Raw genomic sequence first — 16,980 nt, 5'->3', positions numbered from 1 at the left:
TCAGACCACCGCCTTCGCTGCGGCTCCGGCCTCGGCCGGGGCGGTGGAGACCCATGCCTCCTCCGCGGCGAAGTCCGCCCCGCTCCCCTGGCGGGCGTCCGACCTGAAGTACTTCGAGCAGTGGACCGACACGAGCGCGATCGTGGCGTAGACGACCATGCAGGCGGCGATGGGCCACCAGCTGTCCGCGGCCCTGTACAGCGCGGTCGCCACCAGCGGGGTGGTCCCGGCGAGGATCGCGCCGCTGGTCTCACGGGCGAAGGCCACGCCCGAGTAGCGCAGGGCGGGCGGGAACATCTCGGGGAGGAAGGCCGCCTGGGCGGCGTAACAGACGGTGACGGAGCAGACGAAGCAGATCACCAGCGCCGCGATGATCAGGGGCGTGCTGCGGGTGTCGATGAGCGCGAACATCGGGAAGGGCCACACGATCCCGAAGGCGGTTCCGCAGAGGAAGAGCCTGCGCCGTCCGATGCGGTCGCCGAGGGCGCCGAAGAGCGGCATGAAGGCGGCTCCCGACACCAGCACGACGGCGTTGACCGCCAGCGCGAGACCGGCCGCCAGACCGATGTTGTCCGTGAGGTAGCTCAGGATCCACACCTGGGGGATGTAGGAGTATCCGCTCAGGATGACGTTGGATCCCAGGGCGACGAGCAGGCGGCGCTTCTCCGTGCGCAGCAGTCGGGCGAGCGGGACCTTCGGCGCATCGTCGGACTCCTTGACCGCTTCGAAGGAGTCCGTCTCGGTCACCTTGCGGCGGATGTAGAAGGAGACGGCCAGCAGCACCAGGCTGAGCAGGAACGGCAGGCGCCATCCCCAGGTGTAGAAGCCGTCGCCGGTGAGCGCGAGCACGCCCTGGAAGACGGAGAGCCCCAGTGCCGAGCCGATCCAGACCCCCGCGCCCGACCAGGACGCGTAGAAGCCGCGCCGCGCGGGCGGGGCCGACTCGGAGGACAGGACCACCGCCCCCGCGTATTCGGCCCCCGCGCCGAGGCCCTGGGCCAGCCGCAGGACGACGAGAAGGAGGGGGGCGACGAAGCCCACGCTGTCGTGGCCGGGCAGTACGCCGATGAGCGTGGTGCTGACGCCCATCAGCGCGAGGGTGGCCACCATCACCGGCTTACGGCCGATGCGGTCGCCGAGGTGCCCGAACACCATGCCGCCGAAGGGGCGGGCGAAATAGCCGACGGCGAAGGTGGCGAACGACGCCATGAGCCCGACGAACGGGTCGTCGGTCCCGAAGAAGTAGTCCTTGAAGATCAGGGTCGCCGCGGCACCGTAGAGACCGAAGTCGTACCACTCGACGAGGCTGCCCACCGCCGAGGCCATCGAGGCCCTGCGGGCCCGGGTCGTGGCTCTGTCCGCGGTGGAGGTTGGGGACGTATCCATGTCTGCTCCATTGCTGTGATGGATCATCTCACTGACGGGGGTGCTCAGCCCTTTCGCTGGGCTCGGTGGGCGCTCCCGGGTGGGGAGCGGGTCCCGCGGCGGTCAGGCGGAGGCGCAGAAGACGACGCCGTCCTTCGCGAGCCGGTCGACGGCGTCCTCGGAGAGCCCGAGTTCGTTCAGGACCTCTCGCGTGTGCTGGCCGTTGACGGGGGCGGGGCGTTCCACGGTCTGCGGACTCGCGGCCATCCTGAAGGGGAATCCGGGGGTGGTGACGGTCCCCTCGGTGGGGTGCTCGTAGGTGACGAACGACCCGTTGTGCACGACCTGGGGGTCCGACAGCAACTGGTCGTAGTCGTAGACGGGTCCGCACCACACCCCCGCCCGGCCCAGCGTCTCCAGCCAGTGGGACGTGGTGCCTGCGCGCAGGTTCTCCTCGACGAGCGCGGAGATCTCGTCGCGCTTGGCGAAACCGTCGCGTTCCGCCTCGTACTCGGCCAGCCGGGGGTCGCCCATCAGCTCGGCCAGTGTCGCGGGCTCGGCGAAGGAGAGCGCCAGGTACCCGTCGCGGGTGGGGTAGATCCCGTACGGAGCCCGGATGTAGCTGTGCGCGTGGACGTGTTCCGTACGGCTCTGGCGCACCCCGCCCACCGTGCGGACGGTGATCTCCTGCATCTGGGCGGCGATGATCGCGTCGAGCATGTTCACCTCCACCAACTGTCCCCGACCGGTGCGCAGTCGGTGGAAGAGCGCGGAGAGGGCGCCTTCGAAGGCGGAGTAGGCCGCGAAGGCGTCGACCAGGAAGTACGGGGCCGCCGCCGGTGCCGTGCCGGGTTCGCCGGCGCTGAACAGGGCCCCGCTCATGGCCTGGAGGAGGAGGTCCTGGCCCGGCCGCTCGGCGTACGGACCGCTCTCCCCGTATCCGGAGACGGAGACGTACACCAGGTCCGGCTTGATGCTCCTGAGCGTCTCGTAGTCCACGCCGAGCCGCCGGGCGACCCCGGGCCGGTAGTTCTGCAGGAACACGTCCGCGGTGGCGACCAGTTCGCGCAGCAGCGCTCCGCCCTCCTCGGACTTGAGGTCGACGGACAGGCTGCGCTTGTTGCGATTGAGCGAGAGGAACGAGGCGTTGACCTCGTTGCCCCGGGCGCCGCCCGCCGCCGCGTGACGCTGCCACTCCCCCGTGACGGGCTCGACCTTGATCACGTCGGCTCCGAGGTCGGCCAGCTTCATGGCCGCGAACGGTCCGGACATCGCGATCGAGAGATCGAGCACACGGATCCCTTCGAGAACCTTCATGAGCAAACCTCTTCACACCTAGAGTCGGAAAGTGGACGAAAGGGGCGGACCCCGCGAACAGAAAGTAATGTTAGCGCTATCGGTAGCGCTAACAGAAGAGTCGAACAAGAAATTGACCGAGTGTGCGAACAGGGATACGGAGTGTGGCCGTCCCCGCTTCCGGGATCGCGGACGCGTACTGAACGGGGGGTACGACTGCGTAGAGTTGTGCGGTACGCAATCCCTGACCATCACTCGGCACAGAGGGGCAAGGCGCAGCATGAGCAGCCGCGACGCCGCGGCGGACCGGGTTCACCGGCGCCGTTCCGGTACCAGGTCCGTGACACTTCAGGATGTCGCCGCGATCGCCGGAGTGTCGGCGCAGACCGTCTCCAGAGTCCTGCGGATACCCGACGAGGTCAGCCCGGAGACCCGGGACAGGGTGCGCGCCGCGCTGCGCGAGGCCGGGTACGTGCCCAATCTGTCCGCACGCAATCTGGCGTCGAACCGCAGCAAGATCGTCGCCACGGTGATCCCCTCGGTCTCCGCCTCCATCTTCTCCGAGACACTGACCGGCCTGTCCTCGGTACTGGCCCCGGAGGGGTACCAACTGCTGCTCGGTTACACGGACTACGACGACACGCGCGAGGAGGAGCTGATCCGCTCGCTGCTCGGCCGGCGCCCCGACGGGTTCTTCATGACGGGTGCCCTGCACAGTCCGGCGGTGATCAAGATGCTGAAGGCGGCACGGGTCCCCGTCGTGGAGACCTGGGACTGGGTGGACGACCCGCTGGACACCCTCGTCGGCTTCTCGAACGAGGACGCCATGTACGCCATGGTCTCGTACCTGCACGAGGCCGGGTACCGCGCACCGTGCTTCGTCGGTTCGCTGCTGGAGGGCGACCACCGCTCACGGCGGCGACTGGACGGCTTTCTGCGTGCGGTGAACACCTACTGGCCGGGCCGGGAGCCACGCGTCGTCGACGCCTCCGCCCACCCGCTGACCCTGGAGTCGGGAGGGAAGCTGCTGGACCTCGCCCGGCAGGCGCATCCCCGGAGCGACGTCCTCGTCTTCTCCACCGACATCTTCGCCAACGGGGCCCTGCTCGCGGCGGCCTCGCGCGGCATCGCCGTGCCGGAGGAGATCGCGGTGTCGGGGTTCGGCGACTTCGAACTGTCGCGGCTGCTGCGGCCCGCGCTGACCACGGTGGCCCTGCCCAACACCACGATCGGGCAGGAGGCGGCCCGCATGCTGCTGACGCGGATGCGGGGACAGCAGCCGGAGTCCGCGAAGGTGGACATGGGCTTCGAGATCCGTCGGCGCGGCAGCGCCTGACCCCGGCCCCGCAGGACGCCGGAGGGCGGGGCATCAGGTCCGAGGCCCGGGGGCGAGGCGGCACGGCCGCCTGTCGGGGGCGGGGCGCCGGGTGCGGGCATTCCGAACGCGCCGCGTCGCGGCGCCCGGTCCGCGAGGAGGGTCCGGCCGCCGGCGCACTCCCCCCTCGGGGCGCGAGAAGTGCCACCGCCGAGCCGGACCCCGCCCCGTCGTCGGTCGCCCCCCGCCGTCGGCCGCCGCGCGCTCGCGTCACGGAGCGCGCGGCGGTCCGGTCACGCGGACTGCGGGTGCGCCCCTGCCCCGGCGCCTGCGGCCGATCCCGTCCGTGGCCTCGCCCGCCGCGTGCGGGTACGCGCGTCCGCGGCCGTCGGCCGCCCCGCCGTCACAGCAGTCCCCGGCGCGCGAGGCCGGACATGAGCGCCGCCACCCCGTAGGTCCACGGCGCGCAGTCCTGGGTGTGCCGCACCTCGTGGGCCAGCGTGCCCAGTTCCGGCGTCGAGATGCGGACCACGTCCCCGGTCCGGTGGCTGAAGCCCCGTCCGGGCTCATCGCGGTCGTCGGCGGGGGTGAACATCGTGCCCAGCAGCAGGACGACGCCGTCCGGGTACTGGTGGTGCTCCCCCATCAACTGCCGGACCAGGTCCTCCGGGTCCCGGCTGGTCCGCTCCTGGGACGACCGGCCGCTCAGCACGTAGCCGTCCGTCCCCCGGACCTCCAGGCGCACGGTCGCGGACCGGACGTCGTCGAGGCCGAAGGTGTCGTCGAAGAGCCGGACGAAGGGGCCCAGCACGCAGGAGGCGTTGTTGTCCTTGGCCTTGGGCAGCAGCAGGGCCGAACGCCCCTCGTAGTCGCGGAGGTTGATGTCATTGCCCAGGGTCGCGCCGACGACCTCCCCGCGCGAGGAGACCACCAGGCCGATCTCCGGTTCGGGGTTGTTCCACTCCGATTCGCGCAGGACCCCGGCGCGGCTGCCGGGGCCGACGGCCGAGAGCGGCAGCGCCTTGGTGAAGATCTCGGCGTCGGGCCCGATGCCGACCTCCAGGTACTGGCTCCAGGCGCCCCGGGCCACCAAGCGCCTCTTGACCTCCGCCGCTTCGGGCGTTCCCGGGCGCAGTCGGCGCAGATCGCCCCCCAGGACCTCGGCCAGTTCGGCGCGTATGGCCGCCGCGGCACCCGGGTCTCCCTTGGCCCGTTCCTCGATCAGCCGCTCCACCATGGAGTTCGCGAAGGTGACACCGGCGGCCTTCACCGGCTGGAGGTCCACCGGCGCCAGAAGGCGCGCCACCTCCGGATCGCCGGGTCGGCGGACGGTCTGCGCCAGCAGCGCGTCGAGGCTCCCGATCCGCGGCCCGGTCGCGCCGGCGAGCGCCTCGGCGGGGTGCTTCTCCTCGCAGAGCCGGGAGACGGTGGGGAAGTCGCCGGAGATGTCGTAGACGCCGTCCGCGCGGACGGCGGCCGGTGAGGGACCGCCCGCCTCGGGGTTCCATATCCTGGCGAGCAGGCTCCCCGCCGTTCCGTCCTCGGGGAGGGCGGCTTCGGCGGACAGTTCCGGCGTCACCGCGGCCGTGGCGGTGGGGGCGTGGTCGGTGGTCATGGGGCACCTGCCTTCGGTGGAGGGCCGGCCGGCGCTTCCCGCCGAGGGCGTGCGGCCCTCGGCCGCTTCACCGGTGGCGAAGCACGCGGTCGGCGGATCGCTTTCGTGGGTCAGTAGCTGGTGCGTCGACGCCGCCGCGGGGCTCAGGCCCCCGTCGCGGCGCGGGCCGCATCGCGGTGGAACGCTTCCAGGTCGTCGTACAGCTCGGGGGCCGGACGGCCCGTCAGGAGTCCGTCCCGGATCAGCCGGGAGGCCTCCGTCTGGAACGCGGTGTAGCCGGGGTGGCGGGGGCGTACCCAGGCGTTCTCGGTGGTGGCGAGGGTGTCCGTGTAGAAGTCGCCGCTGCGTCCGTTCACGGCGGGGTCGGTCCATGCCTCGCGGCGGGCGGGCTGCCCCTGGTGCCGGGGCAGGTAGTCCCGCTGGGTGTCGGCGGACAGCAGCCAGACGATGTGCTCGACGAGTTCCTCGCTCACCGGCGTCCGGCGCGAGACGGCCAGGCCCGTTCCCCCCAGTACGGAGCCCAGCGGCCCGCCGGGTCGGCAGCGCGGCACGTCGGCGAAGCGCACGGGGCCGCCCTCGGCCGAGGCGTAGTTGACGTAGCCGTACACGAAGGGGCAGTAGGCGATCCGCCCGTCCGCGACCCTTTCCAGCAGCGCGATGGGGTTCAGCTCGGCCGTGGCGGGGTCGCAGCGGTCGAGGAACTCGCGCATCATCCCCAGCGCCGCCGCCCCGGCCGCGCCGCCGACCAGGGGCACGGCATCGGCTCGGGTGGCCGGGGCGTCGCCCAGGGCCACGCACAGCGAGAAGTAGGTCAGCAGGGCGTGCGGTCCGGCCAGGGACAGCGCGCCGGGCACCGCGTCTGCCAGTTCCAGCGCCCGGTCCCAGGTCCGCGGGGGTTCGGGCACCGATGCCCGGTTCAGGGCCGCGACCTGTGTCGCCACGTCCAGCGGCGCGGCCCACAGCCGGCCGTCGAGGGTGTACGAGCGGGCGGTGGATCCCACGGTCGTGGCCCGCCACTCCTCGACGACCGCCGCGGGCAGCAATTCGTCCAGCGGCTGGAGCGCATCGGCCTCCAGCGCGTCCCCGAGGTGCGGGTGGTCGAGAACGACGAGGTCGTAGCGTGCGCACAGATCAGCCACGGGATGGGACTCAAACCCCTCCAGGGGCTGACTGTCCCAGGCAAGGGTGTGCTCGTGGTTCTCTGCGGAAAAACGCGAGGCGGCGGCGCGCAGGGCGACCGTACCCCTCGGATGGTCCCAGGTGAGCCCTCGGTAGTCGGTCATGGAAGCACCTTCAGCGAGTGTGGCGGAGGCGGTCACAACGGTTAAGTTAGCGCTACCGTTAGCGCTAACTTACTACACGCGGGCCTCCTGCGACACCCATGCCCCGGCCGCATCATCCGGACCCGGCCAGGCAGCGCCTGGGGCCTGGAGCGGCGGCAACACCGGCCCCGGTGCCAGCAGCCCCTCACCGCTCTACCAGCGGGCACGCGAGGAATGCGGCGGCTACGACACCTGCGTCACCGAACGAACCCGCAAGCTCCGCCGACAGAACGCCGAAACCACCACGGCGCCGGGCGCGCGGCCTTGAGACCAGCCTGTGCCCCCGCTGCCACCGCCCAGTTGGAAGCACTGGGAGAGGATGTTGGCGACGTCGAGCTGCTACACCCCCACGAAACAACAGCAAAACCCCCGCCTGGCGGCGCCCGCGCACCGAGGGCGACCTCGCACCAGGTCCTCGCCCCGGCCCAATACGGTTCTCAGGAGCCCTCCACGAAGCGCGCACCGGGCCCGGGCGTACGGCAAATGTCTTCCGGGGTGAGGTGGCTGTGCCCAGCAGTGCACTCGAGGACGATGCTGACGGGCTCGTCGCATGAGCTCGCATCGTGGACGGGCCGGTGGCGAACGATGACCGACGGCCCCTGCGGGTCGGCAAAGTACGTGTCGCCCCATTCCAGGAGCGCCACGAGCGTGGGTCGCAGCGCGCGGCCCTGCTCGGTGAGCTCGTAGGCGAAGCGCTGCCGATCTCCGGGCTCCTTATACGGCACGCGGCGCATCACCCCCGCGGCCACCAAGGTGTCGAGCCGAGTCGCCAGGAGATTTCTGGCGATCCCGAGGCGGGAGTGGAACTCCCCGAACCGGCTCGCGCCGTCCAGCGCTTCACGCACGATCAGTAGCGACCAGCGCTCCCCCACTACCGAGAGGGCGCGTGCCACCGAGCAGTTCCCTGGGTCGATTCGCCGCGTCTCCATGGGACGAGTGTACCCCCCTGAGTTTACAAGCTGAACTTAGGCCACATAGACTCCATCCTGAGTTGAAGAACTAAACCCAGCAGGAGGTCGACCATGCCCATGCTCGACGTGTACATTCCGGACGGTGCTCTCCAGCCGGACGCCGAGGCGGCGCTGCTGAACCGCATCACCGAGATCCTCATCCGCAACGAGGGATTCGACCCCGCCGACCCGGTGAGCCGTTCCGTCTCCTGGCTCTGGTTGCACCGACCGGCCGGCGTCTACGTCGGCGGAGAGCTCGTGGACGCACCTCGCTACAAGGTCGTCCCGTCCGTCCCCGAGGGCCAGCTCGATGAGCAGAAGCGTGCGGGCGTCATCGCCGAGGTCACCGAGGCGATCCTCGACGCCGAGAACGGCGCCTGGCCGCGTGACGCCAGCCGGATCTGGGTGTTTCCTACCGAGATTCCCGAGGGCCACTGGGGCGGCTGGGGCCAGATCAGGCCGCTCGCGACGATCCTCGCCCGGCTCAGCGGCGGCGACACCAAGCGGGCCCGTACGCTCGCGCGTGAGCGGATCGCTGCCAGCCGAGCCGAACACACCCGCCTGCCCTGATGAGCGGTGAACGAATTGGGGATCGAAGCGGCCGGTAACACAGCCGGGCAGAGCCAACCCCTCCATCGCGAGTCGGCTTCCGACAGGGCGGCCAGGCATGCGGCTCCCCGTCGGCCAGGAGCGGGCGGAACGGGAACGTGAAGCCGCAGCCGCCGCAGCCCGTCAGGCCACACCGTGCGAGGACTGCGGGCAGCAGCTGGTCGGCCGGGCTCTGCGAGGCGTGCTGCCGCGGTGAGCGGCTGGCAAAATCGTCCGGCCCTGTCGAAGTCCCGGCCGTATGGTTGCCGGTCTCACGGCGGTTCGCCCACGGGACGGCTCCTGACCCGGCCGGACGGTTCCGAACTTCCCGGCCGCGCTCATGCGTTGCGCGAAGCGGCAGCACCCAATGCTTCTCTCACCGCCCCGCACCGCCCGGCGATGTCCCTGCGCATACGCCACGCGCACCCACTGAGCTCGCTGTCCCCCGGCGGTACGGACGAACACGGCCGGCCGCGGCCCTCCGCCGCATCCGCACCTCATGACGACCAGATCATTCAAGGAGAAGAATCGTGAACACCGCCCCGCACGAGACAACCAAGGCCGTCAAGATCTGGCCGTACCGGCGCTTCCCGCCCCGCAGCGGCGCCCGTCCGCAGTGCCCGCACATCGCAGCGCTTGGCCGCTCGCCTGGGTGACAAGACATCAGTGGCGCCGCGTCCCGTCGAAGGGGTGCGGCGCCTCGTCCGTCGACGCCGTGACGGAAGCCAGTTCCTGACCGCCTCCGCCGGCACGGCCGACGCCGAGGACCAGGAACCTCAACCCGGGCCCCGGACCCGGATGTCCACGCTCAGCGCGTGATGGAGCGTGGCCGCTGCACGTAAGTCGAGCCAGAACCTACACGTGAACAGAGCCAAACGCCCCATGCGACTGCCCGGGCTCAGCGACGACGCCGCCATGCGCTGCATCGCCGCTGCCCACCCCGAGCGCGCCAGCTGGGTGGCCGCGGCAGGCAGCGTTTGCCCGTCAAGGGGCGGCGTGGGGGTGCGTGCTCCCGGTGTGCCGGCCGGAAGTCCTCGTACTGCACGTACGTGGCTTTCGGCTGGTGCCGCGAGCGTGCGTGCAGGGCGACGCGACGGGGCAAACGTCGCTGGTCACGGCACCAGCTGCCGCGGGAGCCTCGACGGGTTTCACTCCGTGCTCAAGAGGCCCGGGTTCTTCTCGTCGGCGGGAGTGGTGAGCCGGCCCGTGTACGGCTGGGCAGCGCCGAGGACCTGCTTGCCGAAGCCGGTCAGCCGTAGCCGGTGCCCGCGTCCGCGCACCTGGAGCTGCCCTGAAGTTCCCGCTCGCGCCGCTGAATCCGCGGAGTCGACGTGGAGGGGGCGGATGCCTCCGTCGCGCAGAATGCCGCCGGAGTCGGGTAGGCCGCGGCCTGCAGGAACCTGTGCAGTCGGCGGCGACCGGCGAACATCCGTACCGCGCGGGCCGCAGGAGCAGAGAGAAGCAGTCCACCCCTGCGTCTACACAGACAGGAGCGGTTGTCGTGTGACGGGTGGGGCCAGCCCCATCAGGCGTCTCCGTTCGCCGGGACGCGTAGGGTCACCCTGTACCCGTCGTTCGCGGTCGTACCCGCTTCGAGGGTGCCGCCCAGGAGTTCGGCTCGTTCTCTGAGACCGATCAGGCCCTGGAGAGAGCCGGGCAGAGGAAGGGCGGGACGGGTGGGGGGTGTGTTCGTGACGGTGACGACGAAGGTGCCGGGCTCGTGGCGGAGGCATACGGTCGCGGTTGCGCCGGGGGCGTGCTTGCGGACGTCGGTGAGGGCTTCCTGGACCGTGCGGTAGATCGTGCGCTGCACGGGCGTGCCAATGTCACGGGGAAGCTCGCCGGTCAGTTCGGTGTCGATGCCGCTCGTGGTGATCAGCTTGTGCAGATCGGCCAGGGTCGGCTGGGGGTCAACTCGGTGGCGTGGCCGCCCGAGGCGCGCAACAGGGTGACCATGTGGCGCAGTTCGTCGAGGGTGTCGACGCTGAGGGAGCGGATGGTGCGGGCGCCCTCCTTGGCGTCCGGGTCCCTGGTGGCGACTTGGAGTGCGCCCGCCTGGACGGCGATCAGGCTGACCTGGTGGGAAAAGACGTCGTGCATCTCGCGGGCGAGCTGGGCGCGTTCGCGAGTGAGGACGGCTTGGGAGTGCAGGAGGCGTTCGTGCTCACGGGCCCCCTCGATCTCGACGAGCCGGAGCGCCAAGTCCCTTCGGGCCTGGACGAGTTGAGCCAGCAGGACGGGCGCGGCGGCGGTGGCGAGGGTGTAGAAGAAGTAGACGACGTTCCAGGTGTGTTCGTGTGCGGAGGCGCTTTCCAGAGGCCAGGGTGCAGGCGAGCGCGAACAATACCGCGCAGACGGTGAGCAGACGGCGGTTGCGGGAGCATTCAGTCGCCTGGACCCGGCTGGTCACCCGCAACTTGGTGAGGTTCGCGCTGACGTGGTCCTTCACCGTGCCCGCGCTGAGGTGGATCCGGCCGCCGATCTCGGCGTTGGACAACCCCTGCGCGACCAGCACGAGCACCTCGCTCCGGCCCTTCGTCCTCGTGGACGCACATCAGGTGGAGCACTGGTGGCCGGCCACCTCCACAGCACCGGAACGCACCGAGACAGCGGAAGCACTGACACTGTTCGCCGACTGGGAACCGGGCCCATACGACCGTCTGGACTGACCGCCACGGTGCTCAACAGCCCATTGCCGAGGTGAAGATGGCCACGCAGCTCATCGACGCCCTCTCCACCGACTGGGACCCCGAGGCCTTCCACGACACGTTCTTGTCCTGTCGAAGTGCCTCTGTCAGATTGCGAGCTGTTGGCCTGCTGGGATGGCAGGTTGCTAGAGAAGACGGGAGGCCCGGCGTTCTCAAATGACCTGGCTTTCGCGAAAGTCCCGATCCCGATAGGGGCAGAACCTCCAGTCGAGCAGGGCTGGAGCCGCTACGGAAGACGAACAGCACCGAACGCACAAGGGGGCACTGACGTGCGGAAACGTGACCGATGGGGCCGCGTCGGGGAATCACTTGGGCCAATTCTCGGCGTGATCGGGCGGGGCGAGGGAGCAGAACGGCTGTCACAAACCAGGCTGCTGTCCGGTCCTCAGGGATGACTGGACGGTGTGACCCATGGCGCCGTCGACGTCTTCGGTCAACTCGCCTCAAAGGGGAACAACATGAGCCAAGTCAATCTCTCACACACCCATGCACCGGGGCATGACGAACTGGTTCCGTCGCGCTACGCGCTGAAGGTCGGCGACATCGACGTGATGGTGATCAGCGACGGCGTGCTGCCGATCACCACCACGACTCTGGCCACCAACGCCGCCAAGGACGACCTGGCGACCTGGCTCGGTGACATGTTCCTGCCGCCAGAGGTGTGCAACTGGCCGCTGAACGTCGCCGTGGTGCGCAGCGGTGACCGGACCATCCTTGTGGATTCCGGGCTGGGGACGGAGTTCCCGGGCTTCCCGCGAGCCGGACAGCTGGCCGTGCGACTGGACGCCGCCGGGATCGATCCCGCGTCCGTGACCGACGTGGTGCTCACCCACCTGCACATGGACCACATCGGCGGGCTGCTCGTCGAGGGGCTGAGGGGCCGGCTGCGCCAGGACCTGCGAGTGCACCTGGCAGCGGCCGAAGCCGAGTTCTGGGACGCGCCTGACTTCTCCCACACCGTCATGCCGGCACCGGTACCGGACGTGCTGCGAAAGACCGCCTCGCAGTTCCTGGACGTGTACCGCAGCCAGTTGCGGCCGTTCGAGACGGAGTACGAGGTGGCGCCAGGAGTGGTGATGCGGCGCACCGGCGGTCACACCCCCGGCCACAGCATCATCCGCCTGGAGTCCGGCGGCGACCGGCTGACGTTCGCCGGCGACGCCGTGTTCCAGACCGGGTTCGACAAGCCCGACTGGCACAACGGCTTCGACCACAACCCTGAGGAATCAGCCCGCGTCCGGATCCGTCTCCTGACAGAGCTGGCGGCGAGCGGCGAACAACTGGTGGCCACTCACCTGCCGTTCCCGTCCGTCTGCCACGTGGCGGTCGCCGACAACGCTTTCCGTTTCGTACCGGTCGTCTGGGATTACTGACCACTCTTTGTCGGGGCCGACGCGTGAGCAGCGCGTGAGAGGCCAGCCCTATATGTGCCGCTGGTTCTCAAGTGAGCAGGGTGGAGCGGTGCCCACTTGCCATCGCTGTGGGCACCGCTCCGAGAACCCGGGGGACACCGCCTCCAACGAGGACTTCCGCAGCCCGCCGCCCCGGGTGCGGAACAAGTCCGGGGCAAACCCGGCTCGGGTTCGCGCTGCTGCTGAAGTTCTTCGAGGTGGGGGCCCGGTTCCCCGAGGCGGCCAAAGAGGCCCCGGCCGCCTCGGTGGAGTACGTGGCCCAGCAGGTCGAGGTGCCGGCCGAAGCGTGGGCGGACTACGACTGGCGGAGCAAGGCGACGCGGCCGTTGCCGCGAACCGGGACTGCTTCGGTGCGCCCACAGCCTTGTTCTGCCACATCGACCGCGACATGGGACCGGCCCAATGGGCCGACCTCGGCATGCACCTTGCAGACCGTCATGCTGCTGCTCCGTGCCGAAGGGTTGCACAGCTGCCCGCAGATGGCCTGGTCGGTGTACTGCCGGACTGTCGCAGAGGCCGTATCGCCCTTACCAGGATTGATTCTGTTCTGCGGCATGTCCATCGGGTTCGAGGCCCCGGCCACGTTTCACGACCGCATCGACCGGGCCCCGCTCGCCGAGACGGTGACTTTCGTCGACTGCCGACGCAGTGGAGCCCGACTGCGAGGACTGCGCCTCGTCCGCGACCACGGCCCAGCGCCTTCCGCGCAGCTCCTGGGTGTCCTCGATGAGCTTCATGACCTCGGGGAAGGTCTGCAGGGTGCAGGTGATGACGTGCTCGCTGTCGAGTGGCTCCGAAGATTTCAGTGCCGCAAGACAGGGCCTTCTCCAGGTCCTCCAGGAGCTCCGGGTCGACCGCCATGCTCGCCGCGCGGTGATGCGCGCGGGCGACGGTGGAACCCCCGCTGACCAGGCTGAGATCGACGTCGTCGCGTGCCGCGGCCTCGGCGATCAACGCTTTCGTGAGCGTCTGGAAGACCCCGGTGGACGCCCACATGCACCTGATCGTGTGAATATCCGCATGACGCCCGCGCGGAGATCCGCTAGGGATAACCCATGCCGAATCGTGTGAGCCTTGACGACCTGTGCCGGGAGACTTGGGAGGAGGTGGCCGACCTGACGGTGGCTGACGACCAGCGCGACCTCATCGCGTCCAACCTGTACTCGATCGCGGAGAGTCGCTTCTTGCCGGGCTTCGTGACCCGTGCGGTCATGCATGATGAGCACGCCGTGGGCTTCGCGATGTACGGTCCCGATCCCGACGACGGTCAGATGTGGCTCTACCGCTTGATGATCGACAAGGATCACCAGGGAATGGGGCTGGGACGAGCCGCTCTCCAGCAGGTCATCGCCCACGTGCGGGACGCGTTCGACGCGCCGGTGCTGCGGCTGGGGGTACGCGCGGACAACATCGCGGCCAGGGCGCTCTACACCTCTGCCGGGTTCGTCCCCACCGGGCAGGTCCTCGGCGATGAGGACATCCTGGAGTTCCGTCTGTCCGCCACCGACTGAGCGGCGCGGAATCTCCGTCACCCATTCCCGGTGAGACCCCTGACGCCAGGTTCGCCGCCGCACGCTCGGCTGCCCGATACGCAGCGGGCCACTCCAAACGGCTCGGCAAGCTCGGCGCTGGTGCGCTCGCCCCCTTGTGCAGCGCCACGAGATGCGCTTCCTGCCGAGCGTTCAGCTTCGGTTTCCTGCCGCGCAACGGAACCGCCCCGGGCGGGCTGATCCGGCATCAGGCCATTCCTGCAGCAATGAGAACCGTCTTCTGTCGTGATTCGATCCACAGTCAGTGGTCGGAGGCTGCCATTGGTTCGTGGTGTTGAATTCACACATGAGGTAAGAGGGGAAGCGGATCACGGGGTGGACGCATGAGCAGCGAGACGCCGTCGGGTATGCCACCAGTACCACCGGCCGCATACACGCCTGGGCCTCATGGCGATCACGGGCGACAGCACCGTCTCCTGGGCGTTGACAGGACCCCGCGTGTTCGGACTCGCGATGGTTCTCATCGTACTCGGCCTGCCCATCCGATACGTCTCCACTGATACAGAAGGCAAGGGATGAACGATCAGCTAGGGTGCTCGCCCTTCTCTCCGCCGCAGCGGCCGTTGGAGTACTGGCTTTCTTCGGAACTCCCCCACGTCAGCCCTGAGGACACCCGGTCGCGGCTGCGTGAGATCGCAGGAGCACGCGGCGCTTACATGGGTGCCTGGGCCGCCGGCATCGGAACGGGTGCAGAGCTGATCCTTCTGGGTGTCTTCCTGAGCCTGCGGCTGGGTGCTCTCGCGCCGGCCCTGGCGCTCGGGCTTCCGGGGGCCGCGCTCGTCGTGCTCTGCCGTGTGTTCTACGTGCGCGTCCGCGACCGTCTGCCGAGCACGGGCCGCCCCACCAGCCACCGAGGCCCTGGCGGTCCGCGCCAGGCGCTGTCGTTCCTCGGTTTCGTCCTGTTCGTCTTCATCGCGGTCTTCGCCCTCACGGCGAAGCCGGCCACCTGGCAGGACTCCTCGCGCCTGCTCACGCTGGCCGTGATCCTGGCGTTCGTGATCGGTTTGATCGTCGCCGCGATCGTCGTCCCGGCCACCATCATGGGGCGGGCCCGTGAGTCGCTCCGCCGGAAGGCCCAGCGCGACGCCCGGTTCCGGGCTCTGCTCGAAGAGGACCTCGCCACCTGGCACGACCCTGTCGGCAACGCCTCCTACGGCCCGCTCTGACCGTTGTTCGACGGCGGTGCTGCCGCTTTGGCGCAAGCCGGGTCACCGAAATGAAAGAGGCGCGATGCGCGAACCCAAGACATACGAATCCCCGTTCGGCTGGACCGCGACCAGCGACTCCGCAGGCACGCCCGTGATCCTGCGCGATCCGCAGGGCCAGTCCAGGGCGACCTGGACACAGCAGGAGCGAAGCGCCCTCCTGCAGGTCGTCAAGCTATGGCCGAACCAGCAGCACACGGTGCAGCTCCTCGAAGGCGCGACACCGGCCGGCGACGCCGTCGTCGACAACGGCCGGCCGCGCCCGGTGCGTCGCCGCGACCACAACGGATGGATCGGGCTGCACGGCCGCAGGTATGACGTCCGGCACGCCCGTCGGTGGCGCTCAACGCTGCTGCTCGACGGCCGCGTCCTGGCCGTCGGGCGCAAGGGTCGGTTCGGCCGGTCCGTGCTTGAGCGTGCGCAGCCCCTCGACGCGGTTGACGAGCTGGCCATGGCCCTCTTCTGGTTCGGGGTCACGCCGGGCCGACCCGGGATGATCTGGATGACCTTCGATTCTTTCTGATCCGGGGCCTCGTTCTCTTTTCCGTGGTGGCCCCGAGTGCCACGTGGTCCGGGGTTGCACGGCTTACGATCAGATCCGTTCTCGGCTGAGGGCTGTCCCGTAATCCCTGGTGGATCAGCGCGCGGCGTCGGATGCGGTGCATCGCAAGGCGGAGGGACGTCCGCATGCCGGATGTATGCGGACGTTCCGACAACGCGGCGAGGTGCCGCAGCTGTCGTCGTGCGCCCGCCAAGGGTTACGCGACAGCCCTCTCCGGTTCTGGCAGATACGACGCCGATCTGGTGCAGTCCCCCGTCGACGCGTCGGCCAGGTACGGCCCATTGCCGACCAGCATGTGCTCCGAGTTCCGAGTGCGTACGAACTCCTCGGACTGCCTCTTCGCCGTGAGCATGGGCAGGCCGCCCCGGCCTCGCCGAGGTGTGTGAGGCCGGAGTGCCGGTACTCATGCAGGTCCCAGTCCGTGCCGGGCTGTCCGCCGAACGCGGTGTGAGCGTCGAGCAGGGCGCGGGCCTGGCCATACGACAGCCGGACCAGGCCGGTGTCCGGGCAGACATCGCGCGGCGGGAGAACTTTCCCCGGGCCCGGCTTGCGGTGGGTGACGAAGGCCGGCCCGCGCGTACGACCCTTGATCCGGGGCAGCGGCCGGGCGATGCCAGCGCCTCGGTACACGGTCTCCAGCACGAACTCCTGGCGCGGGGCGCCTCGGCGCCGGGTGCGCGGCCGGGCGCCCTTGACCTTCACCGGGGCCTCATCCACAGGTCGTCGGGCAGGACCTCGGCGATGCGGACACTGCCGCCTTGGGGCAGCGGCCGGCCGGTCGCGTGTGCCAGGTGCCCGAGCAGCAGTGCGATGGCGCCGACGGGCAGGCTGGCAGTCTGCCCATCGTGTGCGCCGCGAACCCGGTGAGCAGCGCTCGGGCAGCCTCGGTGCGCGGCCCGTTGGCCCGCAGCGGGTGTCCGAGCACGCGCGGGCCGAGCAGAAGCGGGACGGCGACGTCGTACGGCGGGGACCACCGGCCGGACAGCAGGAAGTCGGTTACGCCCGTACTGTGCCGCACCAGCGGCGCCCGTCCGGGCCGAGCCGGCCAGCTCCTCACCGCGCAGGCCTCCGCCGACGGTGGCGGCCTGTTCG

The 16,980-nt window shown here is 69.9% G+C and carries 13 protein-coding genes and 5 pseudogenes; 9 read left to right on the top strand and 9 right to left on the bottom strand.

Translation table 11 applies throughout. The features are described 5' to 3' along the window. Both AB0E67_RS32520 and AB0E67_RS32515 read right to left on the bottom strand, forming a co-directional pair. Positions 1-1,386 (bottom strand): MFS transporter, encoded by a 1,386-nt coding sequence (locus AB0E67_RS32520; RefSeq protein WP_362033605.1) that lies wholly within the window; start codon positions 1,384-1,386, stop codon positions 1-3. 102 nt (positions 1,387-1,488) lie between these two features. Continuing rightward, the gene (locus tag AB0E67_RS32515; RefSeq protein ID WP_362033603.1) at positions 1,489-2,682 is read right to left on the bottom strand and encodes a CoA transferase; all 1,194 of its coding nucleotides are present in this window, start codon (positions 2,680-2,682) and stop codon (positions 1,489-1,491) included. A gap of 319 nt (positions 2,683-3,001) precedes the next feature. Here AB0E67_RS32515 and AB0E67_RS32510 point away from each other — a divergent pair, with 319 nt between their 5' ends. Next, positions 3,002-3,997: a LacI family DNA-binding transcriptional regulator gene (locus AB0E67_RS32510; protein WP_362033600.1), complete on the top strand. Its 996-nt coding sequence runs from the start codon at positions 3,002-3,004 to the stop codon at positions 3,995-3,997. A gap of 382 nt (positions 3,998-4,379) precedes the next feature. Here the strand turns inward: AB0E67_RS32510 and AB0E67_RS32505 are convergent, their stop codons facing one another. From AB0E67_RS32505 to AB0E67_RS32495, 3 genes are all read right to left on the bottom strand, one after another. Continuing rightward, complete coding sequence (locus AB0E67_RS32505) at positions 4,380-5,591, bottom strand: fumarylacetoacetate hydrolase family protein (RefSeq protein ID WP_362033597.1); 1,212 nt, start codon at positions 5,589-5,591, stop codon at positions 4,380-4,382. Positions 5,592-5,734: 143 nt separating this feature from the next. Continuing rightward, positions 5,735-6,874 carry an ABC transporter substrate-binding protein gene (locus tag AB0E67_RS32500; RefSeq protein ID WP_362033594.1) on the bottom strand — a complete coding sequence of 380 codons (1,140 nt, stop codon included), beginning with the start codon at positions 6,872-6,874 and terminating at the stop codon, positions 5,735-5,737. A gap of 476 nt (positions 6,875-7,350) precedes the next feature. Next, positions 7,351-7,842 (bottom strand): helix-turn-helix domain-containing protein, encoded by a 492-nt coding sequence (locus AB0E67_RS32495; RefSeq protein WP_362033591.1) that lies wholly within the window; start codon positions 7,840-7,842, stop codon positions 7,351-7,353. 93 nt (positions 7,843-7,935) lie between these two features. Between AB0E67_RS32495 and AB0E67_RS32490 the strand changes: the two genes are divergently transcribed. Next, positions 7,936-8,433 (top strand): hypothetical protein, encoded by a 498-nt coding sequence (locus AB0E67_RS32490; protein ID WP_362033588.1) that lies wholly within the window; start codon positions 7,936-7,938, stop codon positions 8,431-8,433. 1,166 nt (positions 8,434-9,599) lie between these two features. Here the strand turns inward: AB0E67_RS32490 and AB0E67_RS32485 are convergent. From AB0E67_RS32485 to AB0E67_RS32475, 3 genes and pseudogenes are all read right to left on the bottom strand, one after another. Beyond that, on the bottom strand, positions 9,600-9,731 hold the full coding sequence (locus AB0E67_RS32485) for a hypothetical protein (RefSeq protein WP_362033585.1): 132 nt from the start codon (positions 9,729-9,731) through the stop codon (positions 9,600-9,602). A 245-nt stretch (positions 9,732-9,976) separates the two neighbouring features. Then, positions 9,977-10,837: pseudogene (locus AB0E67_RS32480) on the bottom strand (histidine kinase); the annotation flags it as partial. 3 nt (positions 10,838-10,840) lie between these two features. Beyond that, positions 10,841-10,975, bottom strand: a pseudogene (locus tag AB0E67_RS32475) (LuxR C-terminal-related transcriptional regulator); the annotation flags it as partial. 19 nt (positions 10,976-10,994) lie between these two features. On the opposite strand from AB0E67_RS32475, the gene AB0E67_RS32470 reads away from it, so the two are divergent. The 7 genes and pseudogenes from AB0E67_RS32470 (at position 10,995) to AB0E67_RS32440 (ending at position 15,849) form a co-directional block, all read left to right on the top strand. Beyond that, complete coding sequence (locus AB0E67_RS32470) at positions 10,995-11,120, top strand: hypothetical protein (protein WP_362033582.1); 126 nt, start codon at positions 10,995-10,997, stop codon at positions 11,118-11,120. Between the two features lie 497 nt (positions 11,121-11,617). Continuing rightward, positions 11,618-12,532: an MBL fold metallo-hydrolase gene (locus tag AB0E67_RS32465; protein ID WP_362033579.1), complete on the top strand. Its 915-nt coding sequence runs from the start codon at positions 11,618-11,620 to the stop codon at positions 12,530-12,532. A 71-nt stretch (positions 12,533-12,603) separates the two neighbouring features. Then, positions 12,604-12,834, top strand: a pseudogene (locus AB0E67_RS32460) (hypothetical protein); the annotation flags it as partial. A gap of 59 nt (positions 12,835-12,893) precedes the next feature. Then, positions 12,894-13,209, top strand: a pseudogene (locus AB0E67_RS32455) (nitroreductase family protein); the annotation flags it as partial. A 468-nt stretch (positions 13,210-13,677) separates the two neighbouring features. Next, positions 13,678-14,082 carry a GNAT family N-acetyltransferase gene (locus tag AB0E67_RS32450; protein ID WP_362033576.1) on the top strand — a complete coding sequence of 135 codons (405 nt, stop codon included), beginning with the start codon at positions 13,678-13,680 and terminating at the stop codon, positions 14,080-14,082. Positions 14,083-14,777: 695 nt separating this feature from the next. Further along, positions 14,778-15,287 carry a hypothetical protein gene (locus tag AB0E67_RS32445; protein WP_362033573.1) on the top strand — a complete coding sequence of 170 codons (510 nt, stop codon included), beginning with the start codon at positions 14,778-14,780 and terminating at the stop codon, positions 15,285-15,287. 64 nt (positions 15,288-15,351) lie between these two features. Next, a complete protein-coding gene (locus tag AB0E67_RS32440; protein WP_362033570.1) occupies positions 15,352-15,849 on the top strand; it encodes a hypothetical protein in 498 nt (165 codons plus the stop codon). Positions 15,850-16,225: 376 nt separating this feature from the next. Here the strand turns inward: AB0E67_RS32440 and AB0E67_RS32435 are convergent. Then, a pseudogene (locus AB0E67_RS32435) lies at positions 16,226-16,593 on the bottom strand (site-specific integrase); the annotation flags it as partial. Positions 16,594-16,980 lie beyond the last annotated feature (387 nt).

The sequence above is a fragment of the Streptomyces sp. NPDC032161 genome (assembly GCF_040636995.1).
Classification (GTDB): domain Bacteria; phylum Actinomycetota; class Actinomycetes; order Streptomycetales; family Streptomycetaceae; genus Streptomyces.
The sequence above is the reverse complement of the archived record's forward strand: the minus strand, read 5'-3'. Positions and strand labels throughout refer to the sequence as shown.